This window comes from Shinella lacus (genome assembly GCF_010994755.1).
GTDB lineage: Bacteria > Pseudomonadota > Alphaproteobacteria > Rhizobiales > Rhizobiaceae > Shinella > Shinella lacus.
This window is the reverse complement of sequence record NZ_WHSB02000001.1, coordinates 960,840-981,422: the sequence shown is the minus strand read 5'-3', so window position 1 is coordinate 981,422 and position 20,583 is coordinate 960,840. Positions and strand designations below refer to the sequence as shown.

The 20,583-nt window shown below is 61.3% G+C and carries 23 protein-coding genes; 16 read left to right on the top strand and 7 right to left on the bottom strand.

Annotated features, from left to right (window positions below):
• The 7 genes from GB927_RS04495 to GB927_RS04465 form a co-directional block, all read left to right on the top strand.
• Positions 1-290 (top strand): formyltransferase family protein (locus GB927_RS04495; protein WP_305110499.1); only part of this gene is annotated, 290 nt, incomplete at its 5' end.
• A gap of 2 nt (positions 291-292) precedes the next feature.
• Entirely contained in the window at positions 293-1,216 is a 924-nt protein-coding gene (gene folD, locus GB927_RS04490; protein WP_256115429.1) for a bifunctional methylenetetrahydrofolate dehydrogenase/methenyltetrahydrofolate cyclohydrolase FolD, read from the top strand.
• Between the two features lie 179 nt (positions 1,217-1,395).
• Complete coding sequence (mctS, locus tag GB927_RS04485) at positions 1,396-2,787, top strand: two-component system sensor histidine kinase MctS (RefSeq protein WP_256115392.1); 1,392 nt, start codon at positions 1,396-1,398, stop codon at positions 2,785-2,787.
• The gene (gene mctR, locus GB927_RS04480; RefSeq protein ID WP_256115391.1) at positions 2,784-3,428 is read left to right on the top strand and encodes a two-component system response regulator MctR; all 645 of its coding nucleotides are present in this window, start codon (positions 2,784-2,786) and stop codon (positions 3,426-3,428) included. The genes mctS and mctR overlap by 4 nt, the downstream gene beginning before the upstream one ends.
• Before the next feature lie 130 nt (positions 3,429-3,558).
• Positions 3,559-4,107, top strand: a complete 549-nt coding sequence (locus GB927_RS04475; RefSeq protein WP_256115390.1) for a TRAP transporter small permease subunit — start codon at positions 3,559-3,561, stop codon at positions 4,105-4,107.
• An 18-nt stretch (positions 4,108-4,125) separates the two neighbouring features.
• Positions 4,126-5,697, top strand: coding sequence for a TRAP transporter large permease (locus GB927_RS04470; RefSeq protein ID WP_256115389.1), 1,572 nt, complete (start codon positions 4,126-4,128; stop codon positions 5,695-5,697).
• A gap of 66 nt (positions 5,698-5,763) precedes the next feature.
• Positions 5,764-6,879 (top strand): TRAP transporter substrate-binding protein, encoded by a 1,116-nt coding sequence (locus tag GB927_RS04465; RefSeq protein WP_256115387.1) that lies wholly within the window; start codon positions 5,764-5,766, stop codon positions 6,877-6,879.
• 117 nt (positions 6,880-6,996) lie between these two features.
• Here GB927_RS04465 and GB927_RS04460 read toward each other — a convergent pair whose 3' ends face one another.
• Positions 6,997-8,220: a LysR substrate-binding domain-containing protein gene (locus GB927_RS04460; protein WP_256115386.1), complete on the bottom strand. Its 1,224-nt coding sequence runs from the start codon at positions 8,218-8,220 to the stop codon at positions 6,997-6,999.
• 111 nt (positions 8,221-8,331) lie between these two features.
• Here GB927_RS04460 and GB927_RS04455 point away from each other — a divergent pair, with 111 nt between their 5' ends.
• Genes GB927_RS04455 through GB927_RS04425 form a run of 7 tightly spaced genes read left to right on the top strand, consistent with a single transcriptional unit; the run spans position 8,332 to position 14,811 of the window.
• Complete coding sequence (locus tag GB927_RS04455) at positions 8,332-9,066, top strand: PIG-L deacetylase family protein (RefSeq protein ID WP_256115384.1); 735 nt, start codon at positions 8,332-8,334, stop codon at positions 9,064-9,066.
• Entirely contained in the window at positions 9,063-9,737 is a 675-nt protein-coding gene (locus GB927_RS04450) for a 4-carboxy-4-hydroxy-2-oxoadipate aldolase/oxaloacetate decarboxylase (protein ID WP_256115382.1), read from the top strand. The genes GB927_RS04455 and GB927_RS04450 overlap by 4 nt, the downstream gene beginning before the upstream one ends.
• Before the next feature lie 47 nt (positions 9,738-9,784).
• Positions 9,785-10,669 carry an NAD(P)-dependent oxidoreductase gene (locus GB927_RS04445; RefSeq protein WP_256115381.1) on the top strand — a complete coding sequence of 295 codons (885 nt, stop codon included), beginning with the start codon at positions 9,785-9,787 and terminating at the stop codon, positions 10,667-10,669.
• 1 nt (position 10,670) lies between these two features.
• Positions 10,671-12,191 carry a tripartite tricarboxylate transporter permease gene (locus tag GB927_RS04440; RefSeq protein ID WP_256115380.1) on the top strand — a complete coding sequence of 507 codons (1,521 nt, stop codon included), beginning with the start codon at positions 10,671-10,673 and terminating at the stop codon, positions 12,189-12,191.
• A gap of 28 nt (positions 12,192-12,219) precedes the next feature.
• The gene (locus tag GB927_RS04435; protein ID WP_256115379.1) at positions 12,220-13,209 is read left to right on the top strand and encodes a tripartite tricarboxylate transporter substrate binding protein; all 990 of its coding nucleotides are present in this window, start codon (positions 12,220-12,222) and stop codon (positions 13,207-13,209) included.
• The gene (locus tag GB927_RS04430) at positions 13,206-13,712 is read left to right on the top strand and encodes a tripartite tricarboxylate transporter TctB family protein (protein ID WP_256115378.1); all 507 of its coding nucleotides are present in this window, start codon (positions 13,206-13,208) and stop codon (positions 13,710-13,712) included. The genes GB927_RS04435 and GB927_RS04430 overlap by 4 nt, the downstream gene beginning before the upstream one ends.
• Positions 13,713-13,743: 31 nt before the next feature.
• Positions 13,744-14,811, top strand: coding sequence for a 4-oxalomesaconate tautomerase (locus tag GB927_RS04425; protein WP_256115377.1), 1,068 nt, complete (start codon positions 13,744-13,746; stop codon positions 14,809-14,811).
• 119 nt (positions 14,812-14,930) lie between these two features.
• On the opposite strand, the gene GB927_RS04420 is transcribed toward GB927_RS04425, so the two are convergent.
• The 3 genes from GB927_RS04420 to GB927_RS04410 all read right to left on the bottom strand — a co-directional run bounded on the left by GB927_RS04420 (position 14,931) and on the right by GB927_RS04410 (position 17,075).
• Positions 14,931-15,746: a transglutaminase-like domain-containing protein gene (locus tag GB927_RS04420; RefSeq protein WP_256115376.1), complete on the bottom strand. Its 816-nt coding sequence runs from the start codon at positions 15,744-15,746 to the stop codon at positions 14,931-14,933.
• Positions 15,747-15,822: 76 nt separating this feature from the next.
• Positions 15,823-16,719 carry a transglutaminase family protein gene (locus GB927_RS04415; RefSeq protein WP_256115375.1) on the bottom strand — a complete coding sequence of 299 codons (897 nt, stop codon included), beginning with the start codon at positions 16,717-16,719 and terminating at the stop codon, positions 15,823-15,825.
• 44 nt (positions 16,720-16,763) lie between these two features.
• Entirely contained in the window at positions 16,764-17,075 is a 312-nt protein-coding gene (locus tag GB927_RS04410) for a hypothetical protein (RefSeq protein WP_256115374.1), read from the bottom strand.
• On the opposite strand from GB927_RS04410, the gene GB927_RS34365 reads away from it, so the two are divergent.
• Complete coding sequence (locus GB927_RS34365) at positions 17,047-17,238, top strand: DUF2934 domain-containing protein (protein ID WP_369431621.1); 192 nt, start codon at positions 17,047-17,049, stop codon at positions 17,236-17,238. The two genes, GB927_RS04410 and GB927_RS34365, sit on opposite strands and share 29 nt — an antisense overlap.
• Positions 17,239-17,266: 28 nt before the next feature.
• Here the strand turns inward: GB927_RS34365 and GB927_RS04405 are convergent, their stop codons facing one another.
• From GB927_RS04405 to GB927_RS04395, 3 genes are all read right to left on the bottom strand, one after another.
• Positions 17,267-17,488 carry a hypothetical protein gene (locus tag GB927_RS04405; protein ID WP_256115373.1) on the bottom strand — a complete coding sequence of 74 codons (222 nt, stop codon included), beginning with the start codon at positions 17,486-17,488 and terminating at the stop codon, positions 17,267-17,269.
• Positions 17,489-17,734: 246 nt separating this feature from the next.
• Entirely contained in the window at positions 17,735-17,983 is a 249-nt protein-coding gene (locus GB927_RS04400; protein ID WP_256115372.1) for a DUF6894 family protein, read from the bottom strand.
• 449 nt (positions 17,984-18,432) lie between these two features.
• Positions 18,433-19,410 carry a LysR family transcriptional regulator gene (locus GB927_RS04395; RefSeq protein WP_369431620.1) on the bottom strand — a complete coding sequence of 326 codons (978 nt, stop codon included), beginning with the start codon at positions 19,408-19,410 and terminating at the stop codon, positions 18,433-18,435.
• Positions 19,411-19,472: 62 nt separating this feature from the next.
• On the opposite strand from GB927_RS04395, the gene GB927_RS04390 reads away from it, so the two are divergent.
• Positions 19,473-20,561, top strand: a complete 1,089-nt coding sequence (locus GB927_RS04390) for an NADH:flavin oxidoreductase (protein WP_256115370.1) — start codon at positions 19,473-19,475, stop codon at positions 20,559-20,561.
• Positions 20,562-20,583: the final 22 nt, after the last annotated feature.

Below are 20,583 nucleotides of genomic sequence, written 5' to 3'. Positions count from 1 at the left end.
GGGCAAATCCCTACAAGCAGGCCTTCGAGCGCGGCGTGAAGCTGATCGGTGCCACGGCGCACTACGTCACCGAGGATCTCGACGAAGGTCCGATCATCGAGCAGGACGTCGCGCGCATCACCCATGCACAGTCGGCGGAGGATTATGTCTCGATCGGCCGCGACGTGGAGAGCCAGGTTCTGGCCCGCGCGGTGCACGCCCATATCCATCACCGCGTTTTCATGAACGGCAACAAGACCATCGTCTTCCCGCCGAGCCCCGGTTCCTACGCTTCCGAGCGCATGGGGTGACCGTGGTCGAGATCGTCGATGGGAAGCAGGTTGCCGCTTCCGTGATTGAGAGCGTGCAGTCGGCGACCGCCGCCCTGGAGAAGGATGCCGGCGTAAAACCTGGCCTCGCCGTTGTCATCGTCGGCGACGATCCGGCCAGCCACGCCTATGTCTCCTCCAAGAGCCGCATGGCCAAGGAATGCGGCTTCACCTCCATCCAGCACACGCTGCCGGAGGAGACGACGCAGGAAGAGCTCGCCCGCCTCGTCGAGACGCTGAACGCCGACGAAAGCGTTCACGGCATCCTCGTGCAGCTGCCGCTGCCCAAGCACCTGAATTCCGAGCCGATCATCCAGTCGATCAGGCCGGAGAAGGACGTCGACGGCTTGCATGTCGTCAATGCCGGCAAGCTCGCAACCGGCGATCTCGATGGCGGTCTCGTCTCCTGCACGCCGGCCGGCGCCATGGTCTTCGTGCGCCGCACGCACGGCAGCGATCTCTCCGGCCTCAATGCCGTGGTGATCGGCCGCTCGAACCTGTTCGGCAAGCCGATGTCGGCCCTGCTGCTCGCAGCCAACGCGACGGTGACCACCGCCCATTCGCGCACCAAGGACCTCGCTGCGGTCTGCCGCAATGCCGATATCCTGGTCGCCGCCGTCGGCCGCCCGGAAATGGTGAAGGCCGACTGGGTGAAGCCGGGCGCCACCGTCATCGACGTCGGCATCAACCGCATTGCCGCACCGGAGAAGGGCGAGGGCAAGTCGCGCATGGTCGGCGACGTCGCCTTCGAGGAATGCGCCAAGGTCGCCGGCGCCATCACCCCGGTCCCGGGCGGCGTCGGCCCGATGACCATCGCCATGCTGATGGCCAACACCGTCATCGCCGCCTACCGCAAGGCCGGCAGGACGCCGCCGAAGTTCTGCACTGGCCCGTTTCTTTCGACCTAGCGCTTTATCAGGCGGTTAAATTAGCTGTCGGTGGTTCGATGCCACTAAAGAGCCAGAACGCAAGATTGTCATGCATCCAAGTTTTTCCAAGGCCCGTTCTGCTACATCAGACGAGGGACTGGCGTGAAGCCTTGGCTCGCTTTAGCTTTGCATTCTAAAAATTGCATTTGGAGGGTGCTGTGAACCTTCGTCACCAGATCGTCGCGCTTGCGGTAGTGCCGCTCGTCATCGCGATCCTCACCATTACTGCCTTCATCACTTGGCAGGCGACGAGCCTTGCCCAGAGCAGCATCGACACGTTCGAACGCAATATGCTGAAGGCGAAAGAGACCGAACTGCTAAACCTTACCAACCTTGCCCGCTCGGCGATCGAGGAGGTCTATGCTTCGGCGGATGCCAATGACGAAGAGGCTAAGGATCGCGTTCGTGGCATTCTAACGTCGCTCGATTACGGCAAAGACGGTTATTTCTTCGTCTATGACTACGATGGTAACAACGTCGTCCACCCGCGCCAGACCTTTCGGCCGGGGCACAATTGGATGGACCTGACCGACCCCGACGGCAACCAGGTGATTGCCAATCTGATCCAGAAGGCGAAGGAAGGCGGCGGGCTCTATCAGTACAAGTGGGAAAAGCCCTCGTCCGGGACAATGGCCGACAAGCTGTCCTTCGCAATGGGTCTTGATAAGTGGCAGTGGATGCTGGGAACAGGCGTCTATCTTGATGATGTTTTCGCCCAGACGGCGGCGGCGAAGGCCGACCTGCGGGAAAAGATCGGCCATACCTTTCTGGTCGTCGCACTCATCGCCGTGCCTGCCGTGATGGTGGTCTTTGCCACCTGCATGCTCGTCACACTGCGTGAGCGGCGCTTGGCGGACGGCAAGCTGAAAGCCTTGACGCAACGCATCATCAACACCCAGGAAGAGGAGCGCACGCGGCTCGCCCGGGAACTGCACGACGGCATATCGCAAAACCTTGTCGGCGTGCGCTATGCCATCGACCTTGCCAGCCGTAAGGTCCGCAACCACACCGACGACGCCTCCAGCGCCATCGAAAAGGGGGTGGACGCACTCAACGGCGCGATCAAGGAGGTTCGCCGGCTGTCGCACGACCTGCGGCCACCCGCACTGGACGACCTTGGTCTTACCGCTGCGCTAACGGCCCTCAGCAGCCATTTTTCCGAACGAACGGGTATTCGTACCGTGCTGGAAGCCGATCCTGGCAAGGACAGGCTGAAGCCCGAGGCGAGCACCGCGCTCTACCGGGTGGCGCAGGAAGCCTTGAACAATATAGAACGTCATTCCGGTGCCCGCGACGTGCAGATCAGGCTCTGGAACGCCCGCGGCCGAGCGCGTATGACAGTCACCGACGATGGAAACGGCTTTGAGGACAGTGTGGGCAGGACCAGGGACGGGCACCAGAACGGCCTCGGCCTGCGCAACATGCAGGAGCGCATGGCGCATTTCGGCGGCGTGCTGTTGGTCAAGAGTACATCAGAGGGTACCGTATTGACCGCCATGCTGCCGCTCTCGGCAAATGCGGATGCGGATAAACGGGCTGAAGCCGCGTGAGCGAGGCCAAGCCGATCAAGGTCGTGCTCATCGACAACCACCCGCTGGTTCTCGACGGCCTGCGCGCCGTGCTCGAAACTTTTCCGCATATAGAGGTGGTCGGCACGGCGGGATTGGCGCTGACCGGGCTGGAGGTCGCGGTGAAGACCAATCCGGCGGTGGTGCTCATCGATATCAACATGCCGAAGCTCAGCGGCATCGACGCCATCGAATTGTTCAAGGTGAAGTTGCCGCATTGTCGCATCGTGATGCTCTCCATGCATGACAGCCGCGAATATATCTCGGCCTCCGTCCTGCATGGCGCCTCCGGCTACATCCTCAAGGACGTCTCGACCGACGAGATCGTCACGGCGATCGAGACCGTCGCGGCAGGGCGGACCTATTTCTCGTCCGGCGTTTCCGATGTTCTCCTCGAGCGCCGACCGAGCGAACCCGCCAACCCGCTCACCACCCGCGAGCATGACGTGCTGATGCTGCTGGCATCTGGAAAGAGCAACCGCGACATCGCCCAATCGCTTTCGCTTTCAGAGGCCACGGTCGAAACACATCGCAAGAACATCAAGAAGAAGCTTGGAATTTCAACGACCGCCGGCCTCATTCGCTATGCGATCGACAATGGTTTTAGTCTGTCCGACGGCTGAGATCTGCGCCTACCCACTACTGGGTAGGCGGTTTTATTTGGCGATCCCGCCCGTCTTGTTCCCCCAATAAGGACGCCATACGACTTCCGCGACGGTCGGCAAAGAGGTGCCGGCTGGGGAGGAATTCATCATGTCCGGCCTTTTGTCGCTGTCGCGCGCCATCGACGCGCTCAACACCTTTATTGGTAAATCGGTGTCGTGGTTGTTGCTCGCCGCGGTGCTGATCAGTGCTATCAACGCCGTCACGCGCAAGCTCTTTAACCTGAGCTCCAACGCGTGGCTGGAAGCGCAGTGGTACCTCTTTTCCGCCGTCTTCCTGATTGCCGCCGCTTACACGCTGCTCAGCAGCGAGCATGTGAAGGTCGATCTCGTCTATGGCCACATGCCGCGGAAAGCCCAGCTCTGGGTGGAGATCCTCGGTACGATCTTCTTTCTGTTCCCCTTCTGCCTGATCACGATCTACCTCTCTTGGCCGATAGTGGTGTCGAAGTTCCTGAGTGGCGAGGTGTCGAACAACACCGGCGGGCTGCTTCTCTGGCCGGTCTGGGCGCTGATCCCCATCGGCTTCGGCCTGCTGACGCTGCAAGGCGTCTCCGAGCTCATCAAGCGCATCGCGATCCTGCGGGGCGACATGCCCGACGCGACGGCACTTGCTGACGCTGAAGCCCAGACGCTCTAACGCCAGGAACCTGATCCCATGTTTGCTTTCTTCGCGGAAAATCTCGCGCCCATCATGTTTCTGTCGCTGATCGTCGTGCTGCTGATGGGTTATCCTGTCGCTTTCGCACTCGCCTTCGTCGGCTTCGTCTTCGGCTTCATCGGCATCGAAATGGGCCTTCTGCCGATCAACCTCTTCGGCGCCGTGCCCGACCGCATCTTCGGGCAGATGTCGAACGAAACGCTGCTCGCAATTCCCTTCTTCACCTTCATGGGATTGATCCTCGAACGAAGTGGCATGGCCGAGGATCTGCTCGATACGATCGGCCAGCTCTTCGGCCCGATCCGTGGCGGTCTTGCCTTCGCGGTCATCTTTGTTGGCGCCATTCTCGCAGCCACCACCGGCGTTGTCGCGGCCTCGGTCATCTCTATGGGCCTGATCTCACTGCCGATCATGCTGCGCTATGGCTATGACCGGCGCGTAGCGGCCGGGACGATCGCGGCGTCGGGAACGCTCGCACAGATCATCCCGCCGAGCCTCGTGCTGATCATCCTTGCTGACCAGCTCGGCCGCTCAGTCGGCGACATGTACAGGGGCGCGCTGGTGCCCGGCCTGCTGCTCGTCGGGATCTATGCCGGCTATATTATTCTCATGTCCTACCTGCACCCCGCCAGCGTCCCGGCGCTGCCGCCGGAGGCCCGCACGCTGCGCGGCTGGAAGCTCGCCCGCAAGGTGGTCACGTCGCTCGTGCCGCCGCTCGTGCTGATATTCCTCGTGCTCGGCACGATCTTCATCGGCGTTGCGACACCCACAGAAGGCGGCGCGATGGGGGCGGTTGGCGCACTCATTCTGGCTGCGGGCAACCGGCGTCTCGACCTATCGATGATGAAGTCGGCGCTCTACGCCACCGCAAAACTCTCGTCCTTCGTCATCTTTATCTTGCTCGGCGCTCGCGTCTTCTCGCTGACCTTTTACGGCGTCGACGGCCATATCTGGGTCGAGCATCTGATGACCTCGATCCCTGGCGGGGAAATTGGTTTCCTCATCGTCGCCAACTTGCTGGTCTTCTTCCTTGCCTTCTTCCTCGATTATTTCGAGCTGGCCTTCATCATCATCCCGCTTCTGGCGCCGGTTGCCGATGCGCTCGGCATTGACCTCATCTGGTTCGGCGTGATGCTGGCGATCAACATGCAGACCTCGTTCATGCATCCGCCCTTCGGCTTCTCGTTGTTCTACCTGCGCTCCGTCGCACCCAACCGGGCCTATAAGGACAGGGTGACCGGGACGACGATCCAGCCGGTGACCTCGGGCCAGATCTACATGGGCGCGCTGCCGTTCCTCGGAATCCAGCTGTTCATGGTCGCTGTCGTCGTGGCGTTCCCGGGCCTCGTCACCCACTACAAGTCCGGCGCGACCGCGGTCGACCCGGCAACCATCCAGCTCAACGTGCCGATGCCGGGCGCCGAGGGTGAAAACCCGTTCGGAACGCCGACACAGCCTTTCGGTGCACCCGAATCGTCCGACGACAGTTCGACGCCGTCCTTCGGAACGGAGACGCCCGAATTCGGTTCGCCGCAGCCAAGCTTCGGCCAGCCTGCCCAGTCCAACTAACCCAAACCAACGGTCCGATCGGACATCCGTGCCGGCCGGTCCACGCAGCCACCTGAGGAGGAAACGATGACTGACATTCTGAACCGCCGCAACTTTCTGACCAAGGGCGCGCTCGGCGGCGCCGCAGCGGTCGCCGGCGCATCGCTCGCGGCACCCGCAATCGCCCAGGAACTGCCGACCCTGAAATGGCGCCTGACATCTGGCTTCCCGAACAACCTCGACACAATCTATGGCGGCGCGGTCGTCATGGCGGAAGCGCTGTCGAAGATTACCGAGGGCAAGTTCCAGATCCAGGTCTTCCAGGCCGGAGAACTGGTGCCAGGCCCGCAGGCGATAGATGCGGTGCAGAGCAACACCGTGGAAATCGCCCATACCTGCGGCTACTATTTTACCGGCAAGAACCCGACCTTCGCGATCGGCTCAACCATCCCCTTCGGCCTCAATGCCCGCCAGCAGAATGCCTGGCTCTACCATGGCGGCGGCAACGAGCTCTATGACGAATTCCTGTCGGAATACGGCATCGTCGGCAAGCCGGGCGGCGGCACAGGCGCGCAGATGGGCGGCTGGTTTCGCAATGAAATCAAGTCGCTCGACGACCTGAAGGGCATCAAGATGCGCATTGCAGGTGTCGCTGGCGAAGTCATGTCGCGCCTCGGCGTCGTGCCGCAGCAGCTTCCGGGCGGTGACATCTACCCGGCGCTCGAACGCGGCACGATCGATGCCGCCGAATGGGTCGGTCCCTATGACGACGAACGCCTCGGCTTCTACCAGATCGCTCCCTACTACTATTACCCTGCCTATTGGGAAGGCGGTTTGACGATCCACTTCTTCATCAACAAGGCCCAGTACGAGGCACTGCCGGAAGCCTACAAGGTCGCGCTCGACACCGCCTGCAAGGCTGCCAACATCAACATGCAGGCGCTCTACGACGTGAAGAACACGACCGCGATCCGCTCGCTGGTCGGCAAGGGCGTCAACCTTCGCCCGATGCCGCGCGACGTGATGGACGCCGCCTACAAGGCGACCTTCGAGCTCTATGCCGAATATAGCGAGAAGCACCCGGCCTGGGCGAAGATCTATCCGAGCTGGAAGAAGTTCCGCGACGAATCGTTCGAGTGGTTCCGCGTCGCAGAATACAGCTATGACAGCTATATGTACGCCGCGCAGGCCGCAGGTAAGTAGTACTCGTACTGTCTTGTGACCAGGCCGGTTAGGTAATTAAGTCGTAGGGTGAAGACCGGCACTCGTCGTTAGGCCCCGTTGGCATTCGCGATCGAGCCAGGAAAGCATGGCAGCGTTCTAGGGCGACGCTGCCATGCGGATGTGATCAAGGAAAGTGGATTGTAGCCTGCTCGGCAGCCAGTTTTCGCGTACTGTGATGCCGATGGTGCGCGTGCCGAGACGCTCACGCACATCCTGCGCAACGGCCACACAGGTCAACAGGCCTTCGCGTTCCTCGATGGCGATCTGACGGCGGGAAAGCATCGACAGGCGGTCGCTTTCCAGGATGATGGCGCGGGTAAGGATGAGCGAGCTCGTCTCGATGCTGGCGCGGGGCGAAGTGGGGCATTTCTCGAACAGGGTGTCGAAGGCGGCGCGAATGGGAGTTCCCGGCCGCTGAGCTACCCATTCCTGCCGCGCGAGGTCATCGAGCGATGCGCCTCTGCGGTGCGAAAGAAGCGGGTGCCCCGCCCGACCGACGATCGCATAGGGATCGTCGAACAACCCTTCCGTTCGCAAGCCCGCCAGATCGCTACCCGAGCGCAGTGCACCTATGAGAATATCGCTCGCCCCGACACGCAACTGCTGGGACAACAGTTCGTAAGAACCATCCATTACTTCGATCCGGGCATTTGGATGGGCCGCCAAAAGCGGATTGATTGCGCGAGCCAAGAGCAAAGTGCGGGCAAGCGGCAGGCTCGCGATCTTGATCCTTCCCTCCATGCGGCCTTCCAGTTCCTTCAGCTCGTCGCCCGCTTGTTCCAGCTCGGTGAGAGCGACCTGCCAACGCATGGCGAGGCGGCGACCGAGAGTGTTCGGCGCCACGCCGCTTGGGCTGCGAACCAGAATCGCTTTTCCGACATTGGCCTGTAATTCGTGGAGCGTTCTGTGCAGCGCCGCTGCTGAGCTGCCGCCGGCGCGTGCCGCCTCGGCGATCGAGCCGCTGCCGGCGAGCGCGATCAGCGCCTCGATCTGGCGAAAGCTGATGCGGGCGAGGGTCTTGGAGATCAGCGCGGGGTCGCGCTGCGAACTGGCACCTAGCGCCTGGCCGAGCGCAGAGGCGAACTGTTCCTCCATGCGCCGCAAGCGCGCCAGGAGCACTTCGCCGGCGGTTGTCGGCTGGCTGCCAGCGGCATAGCGGGCGAGAAGCTTCGCGCCGAAACGCATTTCGATTCCAGCCAGCGCCACAGAGATAGAGGGCTGCGAAACATTCAGCTCCGCGGCCGCCCGGTTGAGGCTGCCCGTCTCGCAGACCTGCATGAAGGCGCGCAGGTGGCGAAGATTGAGGTCGGTCGTGATCATGCTGGTATCGTAAGCTGATTCGCAAAAAACTATAACAAGCAACGGCTTTCGTATTAGCGCCGGGAACCCGATCGGTGCGAGTGTGACCCTCGAAAATGGAGGAGCATGATTATGCATCAGAAAACCGGACTCGTTGTCAGCGCCCATTCCGCCGACTTCGTCTGGAGGGCTGGCGGCGCGATCGCGGCCCACGCAAAGCAGGGTTACAACGTCACCGTCGTATGTCTGTCGTTCGGCGAACGCGGCGAATCCGCCAAGCTGTGGCGTAAGCCCGGCATGACGTTGGAGGCCGTGAAGGCTGACCGCAAGCGCGAGGCAGAAAACGCCGCCAGGGCCCTCGGCGTCCACGACATCCAGTTCTACGATCTGGGCGACTATCCCATGCAGATCACGTCGGAGGCATTTGACCGGCTGGTCGATCTCTATCGCGAGATCCGCCCGGAATTCATGCTGACCCATTCCCGCCAAGACCCCTACAACTTCGACCACCCGATGGCGACCGAGTTCGCGCAGCATGCACGGGTCATCGCGCAGGCGCATGGCCACCGACCGGATGTGCCCGTGCTCGGTGCTCCACCGGTTTACCTCTTCGAGCCGCACCAGCCGGAACAATGCAACTGGAAGCCCAATTTCCTTCTCGACATCACTGACGTCTGGGAGAAGAAGTTGGCCGCGATCAAGTGCATGGAGGGCCAGGAACATCTTTGGGAATATTATACCCGCGTGGCCCTGCAGCGCGGTGTGCAGGCCGCGCGCAACTCCGACTACAAGGTCACCTATGGTGAGGCCTATGAGGCGGTCTTCCCGCACGTCACCGGCACGCTCGGCCATGGAGCGCTGGCATGAATGTCGTGCACCGGAATATCGTGCGGCCGCCGCTTAACGTCGTCGATGCGCTGGCGGAATGCGGCACGTCGACCGTGCATGAAGCCATGGGCCGCGTCGGCCTGCTGCAATCCTATATGCGGCCGATCTGGCATGGCGCCCGCATGGCCGGTACGGCGGTGACAGTCTCGATCCCGCCGGCGGACAACTGGATGCTGCATGTGGCGGTGGAGCAATGCCAGGAGGGCGACATTCTCGTCGTCGCTCCCACCTCACTGTGTGATGCCGGCTATTTTGGTGAACTGCTCGCGACATCGCTCAAGGTGCGTGGCGTGCGTGGCCTGGTGATCGAAGCGGGCGTTCGCGACGTCGCGGAACTCGAGGAGATGGGCTTTCCCGTCTGGTCGCGTTTCGTCTCCGCGCAGGGCACGGTCAAGGCGACGCTCGGCTCCGTCAACGTCCCGATCGTTTGTGCCGGCGCCAGTATCGCGCCTGGCGACGTCATCGTTGCGGATGACGATGGCGTGATGGTCGTGCCGAAGGCCGAGGCGGAAGCCGCACTGCGGGCATCCAGGGCGCGGATGGAAAAGGAGCGGCAGACCCGCGAGCGGCTTGCCGCGGGCGAACTGGGTCTCGACATCTACAAGATGCGCGAGGCGCTTGCCGCCAAGGGGCTGACCTACATCGATTGATCGAAAGCCGGGGAAGGTGGAGGAACCTTTTCCGCACGGGAGGACGAATGACCACGATTGCTTTCATCGGCTTCGGCGAGGCAGCACAATCCATCGCCGGCGGCCTCAACAACCGCAACGCCGCGCGGCTTGCCGCCTACGACCTGCGCTTCCGAGACCCGACAACCTCGGCTGGCCTGCGCGGTATCGCATCGGAACGGGGCGTGCAGCCGCTCGACGACATTGCGGATATCGCTTCGGCGGATGTCGTGCTGTCACTCGTGGTCGGCGCGGCGACCAAGGCCGTTGCAGCCTCGGCCGCTCCCTATCTTTCGGCAAACGCGATCTTCATCGATCTCAACTCCGTGGGTCCCGATACCAAGGCGCTCGCCGCAAAGGAAATCGAGACCGGCAAGGGCAGCTTCGTCGAAGGTGCCGTGATGGCGCGGGTGCCACCCTATGCGGAAAAGGTGCCGATCCTGGTAGCCGGAAAGCGGGCGGGTGAGGCGGCCGAGCGGCTGAATGCGCTCGGGATGAATCTCGAGGCCGTCGGCGACACGCCCGGCCAGGCCTCCTCGCTGAAGATGATCCGCTCGGTGATGATCAAGGGTGTCGAAGCGCTGCTGATCGAGGCGCTGTCGTCGGCGGAGCGGGCTGGCGTCACCGAACGCATCCTCGATTCCGTTGGGGAAACCTTTCCGGGGCTCGACTGGCGGCAGATCGCGGACTACTACCTGTCGCGAACCTTCGAACACGGCGCGCGTCGCGTGACCGAAATGACAGAAGCGGCCGAAACCGTCGAGTTGTTCGGGCTGAAGGCTTCCATGTCGCGGGCTGCCTGCGAGACGATCGCCAGCGCCCACGCGGCGATGAAGGATCAGGGCCTTGCCGTGACGGACGGATATCGCGGTTTCGTGCCCGTGCTGGCGCGCCGCCTGGCAAAGGACCTCTGACATGGATGGTATTATCCAGTCGCTCGGCGTCATCTTCTCCTTTTCGGGCCTGGCGGTCCTCATTATCGGTGCACTGCTCGGTATCGTCATCGGCGCGCTTCCGGGCCTCGGCCCGTCGATCGGGCTGAGCCTGCTCATTCCCTTCACCTACAATCTCGGCCCCGAGCTCAGCATGCTGATGATGATCTCGCTCTATACCTCGGCCGAGTATGGCGGTTCGATCAGCGCGATCCTGCTCTCGACGCCCGGTACGGCCGCCGCCGCAGCCACCGCCATCGACGGCTACGCCATGGCCCGTAAAGGCAAGGCGAACGAGGCGATCTCGATTTCGCTCACCGCATCGACCGTCGGCGGCGTCTTCGGTGGCCTGGCCCTGCTGCTGCTGGCCATGCCGCTGGCCTCGCTCGCCCTCAAATTCGGCCCAGCGGGATATTTTGCCGTCGGCATTTTCGGGCTCACGTCTGTCGCGGCACTTTCCGGCGGCTCGCTGGTCAAGGGGCTTGTCTGCGCGGCCTTCGGTCTCGCACTCGCGACGATCGGCATCGACCCCATTGCCGGCACGCCGCGCTTCACCTTCGGCCTGTTCGAGCTTTATGAAGGCGTGCCGTTCCTTGCCGCTCTTATCGGCCTTTTCGCTGTGTCGGAAGCGCTGGTGATGATCGAGAACCGTGTGGCGGCCGCACCTGTCATCAAGGACAAGGTCGGCCATGTCTTCATGTCCGGCGCGCTGTGGAAGGAAACCTGGCGCTCCATGCTGTCTGGTTCGGTCATCGGCACGCTGCTCGGCATCCTGCCCGGCGTTGGAGGCAATATCGCCTGTTGGGTCGCCCGCGATTATGCGCGGGCCCGCGATCGCCGTCCCGAAGAATTCGGCCATGGCTCTGCAAACGGCATCGCCGCGCCCGAAGCCTCCAACAACGCGACCGTCGGCGGGGCGCTCGTTCCGCTTCTCGCACTTGGCGTGCCGGGCTCGCCGACGACCGCCATCATGGTCGGCGCGCTCATCATGCATGGCCTACATCCCGGCCCGCAGCTCTTCACCGAAGCGCCCTCGCTGGTCTATGCGATCCTCTTCGGCACGATTATCGCGTCGCTCGTGCAATATGCCGCGGGCTCGCTGTTCCTGCCGCTGATGGCGCGGGTGATGCGCCTGCCGGATGCGGTGATCGCGGTCGGCATCATGGCCTTTGCCGTGCTCGGCGCCTTCGCCATCCGCAACCTGATGTTCGACGTCTACCTGATGCTTGGTTTCGGTGTCGTCGGGTATCTCATGAAGAAGCTGCGCTTCCCCGTCGCGCCCATCATTCTCGCAATGGTGCTCGGCTATCTCGTGGAATCCAACTACCGCACAGCGCTGGTTTCCTCGCAGGGCGACTACATGATTTTCATCACCGATCCGGTCAGCCTGTTGTTCCTCGTCCTCAGCCTCGTCAGCCTGCTGACGCCGCTATGGCGGCGGCTCCAGAAGCGCCGCGTGCGGCAGGTCGATGTCGACGAAACGGCGAACGGCACTGCCCGCTGATCAAAAGTTCAACAGGAGGAGAAGGCATATGACCATCAATAGAAGAACGTTCGGCACGCGCGTGGCGGGGGCAGCCCTGGGACTGGCGCTCGCCCTTTCAAGCGTCGCTTTGCCGGCCCCGGCCATGGCGGCCGGTTTTCCGGAAAAGTCCGTGACACTCGTGGTCTGGGCGGGTGCCGGGGGAGCGCTCGATACCTATGGCCGCAAGCTCGCCGAGCTTCTGGAAAAGGAATCCGGCTGGAGCGTCAAGGTCGATAACCGGCCGGGCGGCAGCGGTGCGGTCGGCGTTTCGCAGATCATGACCCAGCCGGCGGACGGCTACAACATCCTCGTCTTCACGGGAACGCTGACTTTCGGAATCGCCCAGGGCCTCATTCCCTTCGAGCTCAAGGACTTCCGCATGCTGCGTGCCATGCAGTCGGAGCCATCCTCGCTGGCGGTATTGTCCGACAGCCAGTTCAAGTCCGTCGACGACTTCGTGAAATACATGAAGGAAAACCCGAGCGGGCAGAAGGTCGGCGGCCATGCGCCCGGCGGCTTCCACCAGTATATGCTCTACCAGCTGATGAAGTCGGGCGGCTTTGAGAGCGGCTGGATCCCGCATGACGCCTCCGGCAAGGTGACACTTGCGTTGCTCGGCAAACATATCGACGCCGCGATGATGACGCCATCGACCGGCCTTGCCCAGGTCAAGAATGGAGAGATCAAACTGCTCGGCGTTTCCACCGACAAGCGTAGCGAATTCCTGCCCGATACGCCGACCTTCAAGGAGCAGGGCTACGACATCGAAGGCGCGGTCTGGCGCGGGATCGCCGTGAAGGCTGGAACGCCCGACGATGTGGTCGAATCGATCCAGGCGGCGGTCGATAAGGTCACTGCCTCGGCAGACTGGAAGAAGTTCCAGACCGAGCAGTTCCAGGACAGCCCAGACTGGAAGGAAGAGGAATTCACCAAGCGGGCTGAAAGCGACCTCACCAACCAGCTCGAATTCCTGAAAGCGAACGGATACGCCCAATGACGAACCAGGCTTCGGCTGTTCCGGGCTCCCACCTCTCCCCCGCGCCGGGGGGAGAGGCCACCCGCAAGCACTTCTGGCAGAACCTCGTCGCGGCCTGCATTTCCATCGCGTGGAATGCGAGCTTCCTCTTCATGAGCCTCGCTCTGCCTGCCGGTCATTCGCGCGGCGATGTTGGGCCGGGGTCATTGCCGATGCAGGTCTCCGTCTTCGGCCTCATCGTCTCGGCGGTCTATCTGGTGCAGGTCCTGCGCGGCATCGACCTCGGTGGTTCAAGCGACAGGATCGACGTGCCGCGTGTTGCCGGCCTGCTCGGCCTCTTCGTTGCCGTGGCGCTCAGCGCGAACTGGATAGGCCTTGCGCTCTGCCTCGGTATTGGCACGGGCGTGGCGACGCTGCTCTTCCCCGGGGAAAGGCCGTTCGTGCGCGCGATCGCGACGGGTGTCGGCTTTTGGGCGATTGCCTATGGGCTGTTCGGCAAGCTGCTCGAACTGCCGCTTCCCTGAACTTGAATAGAGATCGATAGGAGTGACGGACATGACGCCGGATGGCATCGCGTGCATGATGATGAGGGGTGGCACGTCGAAGGGGGCCTATTTCCTCGCCGACGACCTGCCTTCAGACCCCGCGGAACGCGACCGGCTTCTGCTGCGCATCATGGGTTCGCCCGATCCGCGCCAGATCGACGGCATCGGCGGCGCGGACCCGCTGACCAGCAAGGTAGCAGTCGTGCGGGCCTCGACCCGGCCGGATTTCGACGTCGACTACCTGTTCCTCCAGGTCTTCGTCGACCAGGCGCTCGTAAGCGACAGCCAGAACTGCGGTAACATCCTCGCCGGCATTGGCGCGTTTGCAATTGAACGCGGGCTCGTCAAGGCCCAAGAGGGTGAGACCGTCATCCGCATATTCATGGAGAACACTGCACAATCCGCCGTCGCACGAATCCGCACCGAGAACGGCCGGCCGGTCTATGCCGGCGAGGCACGCATCGATGGCGTTCCGGGATCGGCGGCGCCCGTCTACCTTGCCTTCACCGATGCTGCGGGTTCAAGTTGTGGCGCATTGCTGCCGACCGGTTCGGCCGCGACCGAGATCGACGGCGTGACCTGCACGCTGATCGACAACGGCATGCCCGTCGTCGTCATGCGCGCCTCGGATTTCGGACTGACGGGTTATGAAAGCCGCGAGGAGTTGGAAGCGAACGAGACGGTCAAGGCGCGCGTCGAGCGCATCCGGCTTGCAGCCGGTCCATTGATGAACCTCGGTGACGTCGCGAAAAAATCCGTGCCCAAGATGACGCTCGTCGCCCCGCCGACCGGCGGTGGCGCCATCATGACCCGCAGCTTCATTCCCCACCGCGTGCATGCCTCCATCGGTGTTTTCGGTGCGCTGAGTGTGGCGACGGCCTGCATGTTTTCTGAAAGCCCGGCAGCCTCCATGGCGGTGCTTCCGGAAGGCGAAGTCAAGACCGTCGCCGTCGAGCATCCAACGGGCCAGATGGACATCCTGCTGCGGCTCGACAAGGATGCATCGGGCGGGCTCGGTGAGTGCTCGTTCCTGCGTACCGCGCGCAAGCTGTTGGATGGGCAAGTCTTTTTAAAGTGAGGTCACCAGATGTGGATCCGCACAGCGACGTCGGATTTTGCGTCTGAGAAAAGCTGTTGTTCCGGGGTCGTTCTCCTTCAACGCCAGCAGTTCTCGACTTCGCATTTTCGAATGCCCTTCTAGGCAGCGTGGGAAATCTCTTCTGTCACGACTTCGAAGCGGGAGAGAATTGCCGGCCCGAAGGCGGTTGTCAGCGCCACATCGGTGGCGTCCCGGCCGGTTGCCATCAATATACGGCCGATGCGGGGCGTGTTGTGCCGCGCATCGACGGTATGCCAGTGCCCTCCGAGATAGACTTCGAACCAAGCGCTGAAATCCATCGGGTTTGGGTCTATCGGCACGCCGATGTCGCCGAGATAACCCGTGCAATAGCGGGCCGGAATGTTCATGCACCGGCAAAGCGTGATCGCGAGATGGGCGAAGTCGCGGCAGACGCCTGTCTGGTCGGCATATCCGCCGGAGGCAGTCCTCAACGGATCCGCCTTCTGGTAATCGAAGGCGATATGGTTGTGGACGAAATCTAATATGGCCTGTACCCGCGGCCAGCCGAGCGGAGTGGCTGAAAACGTCTCCCAGGCGAAATCCGCCAGATGGTCGGTATCGCAATAGCGGCTGCCGAGCAGGTAGACCAGAACGTCGTCCGGCAAGTCCTTGATGTCATGCTGGAAGGCATTTTCCGGCACGGGATCGGGCTGGCCACTGTCATAGATCTCGAACCTCGTGGAGATCGTGGTCAGCCCCGGCGGCGCAACGATCCGGCTACACGCATTGCCGAAGCCATCGATGTAATCCCACGTCTCGATCGGCCGATCGAAACTCAGCACCTGTTCCGTGAGAAGATCCGGGCGGCGTGATGGGTGGATGTTGAGGACCAGCAGCATCGGCGTCGCCTGCTTGCATTCATAGCCGACGTGAAACCCAGCACGTATTTTCATGTTCGCGTCCTTTGGAGGAGGAAGTTTTGCCAACGAGGCTGTCGAGTGCAACGCCCGGAAAACGCGGGAGTTCCACTCATCCATTGTGTTTGGCATCCTGATCGTCGGTCGTAACATTAACCTGCACGGACATATTCTCGAAGTCGGATGCTCTGCCGTCGTAGCTGCCCCAAAGGGGGATGGCCTGTCTGGGATCGCGCGCAACGCCGACGCGGATGAGGTCGCGGTTGCCGACGATGCCGTTGGTCGGATCGAACTCCACCCAACCCGCGCCGGGCAGATACACCTGGCACCAGGCATGAGTTGATCCCCCGCCGAGCGTCGTTGAGCCGTCACGATCGGGAACGTAGATGTAACCGGTGACGAAGCGTGCTGCGAGGCCGAGCGATCTCGCCGCTTCCATCGTCAGCAGCGCGAAATCCCGGCAGGTGCCGCGCCGAAGTTTTAGCGTCTCGAGCGGCGCCTGCGTTCCGTGCGCCATGCGCCGGGCATAGGCAAAGCCCTCATGGATCGCGTAACACATCGTCATCAACAGATGGCCGGTTTCAGTGGGCTGTCCGATCTTCACAAACTGCTGTGCCCATCTGGCGATCTCGCCATCGGGATCGGGGTAATGGCGCTTGATTGTACTTTCCAGATCTGGCGCCTCTTCCGCGTCATAGACAAAAGGATAGGTGAGGGCCCTCTCGTCGATCTGCAGATCCATCGCCGCCTGCGGCGTGTGCTCAAGGCGGATGATCGTTTCGAAGCGGAGGTTACGCGAGGTTTGGGAAAAACCGACGAGCGCGACGCAATTGCCGAAAACATCGAGAATCCAACGGATACGATCTGGTTGCGGTTCCACAGAAAGGCGAGAATTCAGGAGTGTTTGATCGAAACTATCCCTCGGTCGAAACAGCAGTCGATGTTCACCAAACGCCACGCGCCTCTTGTACTGATACGTGGTGACATGCCGGACAGAAAATATGGTCATACAATCACCAATTGTGGAGGCGCCACCTCGAAACCGATTGCAGTTTAATAGAGGTCGATCCAAAGACGATACGTAGCAAACTCTTGTGGTCGAAGCTTCAATTGTCCGGTCGCTTTCGCTTCGAAGCGAAATCCACACGCGAGCGAATTGAGAGTTAGGCAGAACGCGTCGTGAATTTGCAGCGGGCAATTGATTGGAACTTCTACTCGGAAACGGCGTTCGTCTTCCCAATCAAATGGAGTTCCATCATGAACCGGATTATCTACATTGTCGGCCTCGTCGTCATCGTCCTTGTCGTGCTGTCTTTCCTCGGTTTCAGGTGACACCATGGGCGACGAACGCGACAGGCGCATCAAGGCGCGTGCCTTTGAAATCTGGCAGCAGGAGGGGTCGCTAGATGGGCGCTCTCTAGGCCATTGGCTTCAGGCCGAAAAAGACGTCGATGACGCGGAGCGTTCTGTCGATGGAGCCAGTCCTTCAACGAATCCTAGCCTTCGCACTTTGAACGGTAAAGCCTAGCGGCGACGATTTTCGTTCCGCGCTGCTTTCACCGCTCGAAATCGGGGTCGGCTAGGTGTGGTGGTATTTCGGTTGTTTCGCCTGCGGCCAACCGAAATAATTCGATATAGCGCGCCCGTTCTTCATTGATCGCTTCCACAATCATTTGCACGGGGTCCTTTTGACCGCGTGCGAGGTGTCGAGCTGCAATGTTCCAGGCCGCGCGTTCAATGCTAGAAATCTGCTCTTCGGCATTGCCAGATATTTCCACGCCCTCCTCCTATACGTTCGGCTGTGTAACCTGACTAAATAAGCTTGCGCGAAATTGACCTCAACCTATGCGGGATTACGAGTGGGAAGTTTGAAGGTGATCCACAAATAGGAAACGAGCGCCCGAGGCGGATAGGGCGCTCGCTTGTTTGGCCGTGCGTTAAGACGCTTTGATCTGAGCATAACAGCTGGCACTGCAACTTGTTCCGCCGCGTCTGACTATCGAAGAGATATCTTCTCCGCGGACCTAGGCTTCATGGACGCCGTGGGGAATGACCTCCATAACGAGCCGCACAGTGATGAGCGGCACGTGGTTTTCGTCCTGAAGTTCTACCGCAAGGCAATCGAGCTTGCCCCGAGGGAGTCCGTCAACCGCGATTTCCGCCAGGAGTAATTTGGCCTCGCTCTCCGCTTCGTCCAGCCCGGAAAATTCGAAACTTCGATCCGGCTGAAACACGTCTTCCTGATCTTGGATCTTGAAGTAGAATTTGGCCATCGGTCCCTCCATGCTACCTCAGCGGATAGACAATGACGAATCCGTCGCAACGTTCCCCCTGATCGCTGCGAAAAGAGCCGACGCAAGTGTGCCGGCGACGTGCGTGATGGAGCGCGGCTGCGGGGACGACCGCCCAAGATGGAATCGGTGACCACAGTCTGTACGCTCAGGCGTTTTTGAAGAACCTCGAAACGCTAGGCCTCGCCGACTGCTGAAATGATGACCATGCGTCGGCGCCTGTGGTCGGAAAGACGAATGATCGCATGTTCAGCCGAGGCTTCCGGGTAACCCGTGCGTTGTAATAAGATGTTGCGCCCTCTTGTGTCGATGAATTGTCGAGAGAATCTCGCGAGGAGTAAGGGTCTCACGTTGTAGGTTCATATCCCTTCAAGGGCTTAGTCGAGCAACTGTCGAGGGTCGCCGTGTGATCGATAAGCCGACATCGCCGCTTACCCGAAATTTGCGTGTAATCCACTTCTAATGGCTTCGGTCATGAATTTGACGAACGCTGACAGTTTTGGTGGCGGGGTCTTGCTTCGGGGCCACAGCAGCCGGAAGGCGCGTGTCCGTTTCTGGGAGCCGGGAAGCACCTCCTGAAGAACACCGGTACGGATTCGGGCTGCTACCGCGAAGTCCGGAAGCCACGCGATCCCATGCCCCGCTTCGGCAAACCGGATCAATGGCTCAAGCGACGTTGCCGCCAGAGTCACCGGCAGCACCATCCCCTCCGGAACGATGGGATCCCAGCCTCCGAGCTTGCCGGTGTCGTAGAAGCGGTGGTGCAGGAGACGGTGATTGATGAGATCCGAAGCTATGCGCGGCTCTCCAAATCGCGCGATGTAGCTTGGGGCGGCCACCAAAAGGTTCGAAAACTCACCGAGCTTCACATGCATGAGACGACTATCGGAGACTTCGCCGGATCGGATCACCGCATCGAAACCGTCATCGATCACATCGACCATGCGATCGTTGAAATCAAGATCAAGCTCGATCTCCGGATATTTTTGCGCAAATGCGCCCAGCAGCGGTGTCAGAAGATCGAGAGAAAAGGGAACAGCCACGCGAAGTCTTCCGCGTGGCGCTGCGGTCGTGTGTGCAAGTTCGGCTTCGGCAGCCTCCATTTGCGACAGGATGTGACGGCAACGATCGAAGAACATCTCGCCTTCCGCGGTCAATCTGATCGCGCGCGTCGAACGGTGGAAGAGCCGAACGCCAAGCTGCTCCTCCAGCTTGGCAATGGTCTTTCCGATTGCCGAAGAGGACAGTCCAAACTGCTGACCCGCTAGCTTGAAGCTGCGCAACTCTGCCGCCTGAACGAAGGCTGACATCGCACTCACGCTTTCCATTCTGATCTTCATGGCATCCAGTTTGTCCGCAATGTTCGGAAATGCGGCTTGTTTATCGGTCTTATCGACTTCGGTAGTCAAGGGACATGCCGTCGCCATCGTTACCGCCGCGACGAAAGACACTGCCACCGGAGACGTTTTCGATGTCGCATTCGCACTTGTTTGAACCCCTTACGTTTCTGCACGGGCCGCCGATGCAAAATCGCTTCATGCTTGCACCGCTCACCAATCAGCAAAGCGAACACGACGGTACCGCGACCGAGTTCGATTTGGACTGGATCCGGCAAGTCGCCCGGTCCGGCTACGGGCTGGTGCATACCGGGGCGGCCTATGTCGAGGGGTGTGGCATCGCCTACGAGCGGCAGCTCGGCATCCAAGACGATGCAGAACTATGGGGCCTGACACAGATGGCGTCCGCGATCCGCGAGGGCGGCGGATTGTCGTCGGTGCAGCTTCACCATGCCGGTCATCGCGCCAATCCACGGCTCGGAGGTATTCCGTCGCCGGCATCTGGCCGGACGCTGCCCGGGATTTCGGCGTTGACCACGGAGGCAGTCGAGCGGATCCGCGACAGCTTCATCGCGGCTGCCAAACGGGCCCAGCTTGCAGGTTTCGACGGTGTTGCGCCGCATGGCGCATTCGGGTGGATCCTGTCGGAGTTCCTGTCGCCGCTGATGAACGACCGAAAGGACAAATACGGTGGCAGCATCGAAAACCGGGCCCGGCTGACGATAGAGATCATCGAGGGTATCCGGCGTGCCTGCGGACCGGATTTCCAGATCGGCTGGCGCCTTTCGGTCGAACGCTATGGCCTTCTGCTGGAGGAACTTCGCGAGATCGTTTGGGAAATCCTCGACCGGGAACTGATCGACTATCTCGATCTCGCGCTGTGGGATTCTGCCCAGATCGTCGGGACGGGAACGTTTCGCGGAAAACGCATGCTTAGCGTCTTCACCGAAATCCCCCGTCGGGGTGTCCGCGTCGGCACGGCTGGAAAGATCATGAGCGCCCGGCGCAGCGCAGAACTGCTCGAGGAAGGGTGCGATTTCGTGTTGATCGGCCGCGCCGGCATCCTCGAGCGCGATTTCCCGCTCCTCGTCAAAGCCAACCCGCTGCACGAGGGCCCAAAACTGCCGGTAACCGCGCAGTTTCTGCGCGACGGTGGTCTGAGCGAACGCTTCATCAACCACATGCGCGGATGGGAAAGCTTTGTCCGGCCGGGCAGCCCGTGACATCAGCCGCTTAGGGCTCGAG

Bases quoted from the DNA above. Each gene is read 5' to 3' on its own strand.
- GB927_RS04440 (WP_256115380.1), top strand. From the start codon at position 10,671: ATGGATGGTATTATCCAGTCGCTCGGCGTCATCTTCTCCTTTTCGGGC.
- GB927_RS04420 (WP_256115376.1), bottom strand. From the start codon at position 15,746: ATGAAAATACGTGCTGGGTTTCACGTCGGCTATGAATGCAAGCAGGCG.
- GB927_RS04470 (WP_256115389.1), top strand. From the start codon at position 4,126: ATGTTTGCTTTCTTCGCGGAAAATCTCGCGCCCATCATGTTTCTGTCG.
- GB927_RS04430 (WP_256115378.1), top strand. From the start codon at position 13,206: ATGACGAACCAGGCTTCGGCTGTTCCGGGCTCCCACCTCTCCCCCGCG.
- GB927_RS04390 (WP_256115370.1), top strand. From the start codon at position 19,473: ATGTCGCATTCGCACTTGTTTGAACCCCTTACGTTTCTGCACGGGCCG.
- GB927_RS04450 (WP_256115382.1), top strand. From the start codon at position 9,063: ATGAATGTCGTGCACCGGAATATCGTGCGGCCGCCGCTTAACGTCGTC.
- GB927_RS04415 (WP_256115375.1), bottom strand. From the start codon at position 16,719: ATGACCATATTTTCTGTCCGGCATGTCACCACGTATCAGTACAAGAGG.
- GB927_RS04455 (WP_256115384.1), top strand. From the start codon at position 8,332: ATGCATCAGAAAACCGGACTCGTTGTCAGCGCCCATTCCGCCGACTTC.
- GB927_RS04445 (WP_256115381.1), top strand. From the start codon at position 9,785: ATGACCACGATTGCTTTCATCGGCTTCGGCGAGGCAGCACAATCCATC.
- GB927_RS04435 (WP_256115379.1), top strand. From the start codon at position 12,220: ATGACCATCAATAGAAGAACGTTCGGCACGCGCGTGGCGGGGGCAGCC.
- GB927_RS04465 (WP_256115387.1), top strand. From the start codon at position 5,764: ATGACTGACATTCTGAACCGCCGCAACTTTCTGACCAAGGGCGCGCTC.
- GB927_RS04400 (WP_256115372.1), bottom strand. From the start codon at position 17,983: ATGGCCAAATTCTACTTCAAGATCCAAGATCAGGAAGACGTGTTTCAG.
- GB927_RS04475 (WP_256115390.1), top strand. From the start codon at position 3,559: ATGTCCGGCCTTTTGTCGCTGTCGCGCGCCATCGACGCGCTCAACACC.
- GB927_RS34365 (WP_369431621.1), top strand. From the start codon at position 17,047: ATGGGCGACGAACGCGACAGGCGCATCAAGGCGCGTGCCTTTGAAATC.
- GB927_RS04460 (WP_256115386.1), bottom strand. From the start codon at position 8,220: ATGATCACGACCGACCTCAATCTTCGCCACCTGCGCGCCTTCATGCAG.
- GB927_RS04425 (WP_256115377.1), top strand. From the start codon at position 13,744: ATGACGCCGGATGGCATCGCGTGCATGATGATGAGGGGTGGCACGTCG.